The sequence below is a fragment of the Chryseobacterium indologenes genome, from assembly GCF_001295265.1.
Classification (GTDB): domain Bacteria; phylum Bacteroidota; class Bacteroidia; order Flavobacteriales; family Weeksellaceae; genus Chryseobacterium; species Chryseobacterium indologenes_A.
In genome coordinates this window covers 1-1,940 of the sequence record NZ_LJOD01000045.1, presented here as the reverse complement: position 1 = coordinate 1,940, position 1,940 = coordinate 1, and the positions used below count along the sequence as shown (strand labels likewise).

Sequence of the window (1,940 nt, the reverse complement as noted above, 5' to 3'; positions counted from 1 at the left end):
AAAGTAAAACCATACGACCTGATCAACGTTCAGAAACCTTCATTGGCCCAGAATCTTGACTATTTCATTTCTTTCCAGAACGGATATTATTTTGTACGATACCTGATGTGGAACTTCGTAGGACGGCAGAACGATCTTCAGGGACAAAAGGAGATCACCAACGGAAACTGGATCTCCGGAATTCCTTTTATAGACAATGCTTTAGTGGGAAATCAGGACAAAATGCCTGCAAAATTTAAAAACGAAAGCACGGTAAAATTCTTTTTCCTTCCGTTAATTTTAGGATTAATTGGTTTCTTTTTCCAGCTGAACAGAGATTTCGGTAGATTTTATGCCCTTCTTTCCCTGTTTATCCTGACAAGTGTGGGAATTGTTTTTTATACAGGGGTAAAACCTTTCGAAGTAAGGGAAAGAGATTATGCCATGGTAGGCTCGTTCTATGCCTTTGCCATCTGGATCGGGATGGGAGCCGGAGCCATTTTATGGTTCCTTCAGTCTAAAATAAAATCCAACGGAGCCAATGTTGTTTTAGGAACTGTTTTATTAGGAGTTCCTTTCATGATGGGATTCCAGAATTACACATCACATGACCGCAGTAAAAAAACGGCAGCTTATGATTCTGCATATTCCTTTCTCAGATCTTTGCCCAAAGATGATATTATTTTTATTTACGGGGATAATGATACCTTCCCGGTATGGGCAATCCAGGAAACAGAAAGATTCAGGGATGATGTGAAAACCGTCAATTTTACCCTGCTGGCCACCCCGTGGAATATTGATCAGGTAAAGAGAAGAACCTACAACGCAGCGGGAATTCCAACACAGCTGACTCATGATGAATACAGGGACGGAGTAAATGACCAGGTTTATCTGATGAAAAAAGAGGACTGGGAAGGATTTTTCTCCATGCTTCAACAGCAGGGAGTTCCTGATACGGAATTCCAGACCTTCAGAAAATATCTTACACAGGATTCCATTACCCTGAAAGAAGCAATTGAATTTATCAGATTTAAATCTCCTGAAAAAGATGAGCTTCTGAAAATGTATTTCGGGGAAGAAAAATATGAGAAGTACAACATTCTTCCGGTTAATAAATTTATCCTTCCGGTAAATAAAGAAAATGCCGTAAAAGCAGGAATCATTACCCAGGCAGATCTTCCGGAAACCGTAGATCAGATCGTGATCACCTACAAAGGGAATACACTTTATAAAAATAACCTGATTATGCTTGATCTTTTGGCTACTTTCGACTGGAAACGTCCGATCAACTTCTCTTCAGGAGGAATCTATGACAGCGAAAATATTTTCTACCTTGATGAATATCTTCAGTTTGACGGGTTCAGCTACAGACTGGTGCCTATTCATACAAAACAAGCTCCAGACGGAGATTTGGGCAGAGCAGATGCGAACTCCCTTTATAACATGGTGAAAAATTTCAGATGGGGTAATTTCAAAGACCTTCGTATTCATTATGATGAATCGGCTACATCTAATATTATGGGCTACAGGACTTCGGCAAGCAGGGCAGCCTCCGCATTGGCTTTAAGCGGGCAAAAGGCCAAAGCAATTGAAATTCTTGACCTTGCAGCAAGAGAAATTCCTGCCGAGAAATACAACGATCCACGTTCATTAAGTGCTATGGTAACCGGATATATCGTTGCAGGCCAGGAACAGAAAGGTCTTCAGCTGGCTGAAATTCTTAAAAAAGGAATCTTTGAAGAATATGATTATTATCTAAGCCTGGATCAGGCCGATCAACGGTATGTAAAAAGACAGATGAGAACAAAACCAATGGAATATTCTCTTGTAGTTTCTGCTGTTACCGATGCTTACAAAAAGACTGGCCAGAACGAAAAAGCATATGCTTATCTGGTGAAATCCATAGAGCCTATTGATAAAAAATTCAATGTTTTCATCAAAGAGCTTCAGCAGATGGGTAA

The 1,940-nt window shown here is 40.1% G+C and carries 1 pseudogene; it reads left to right on the top strand.

Annotation, left to right across the window (positions count from 1 at the left end):
- Window positions 1–1,940, top strand: a pseudogene (locus AOB46_RS22590) (DUF2723 domain-containing protein); the annotation flags it as partial.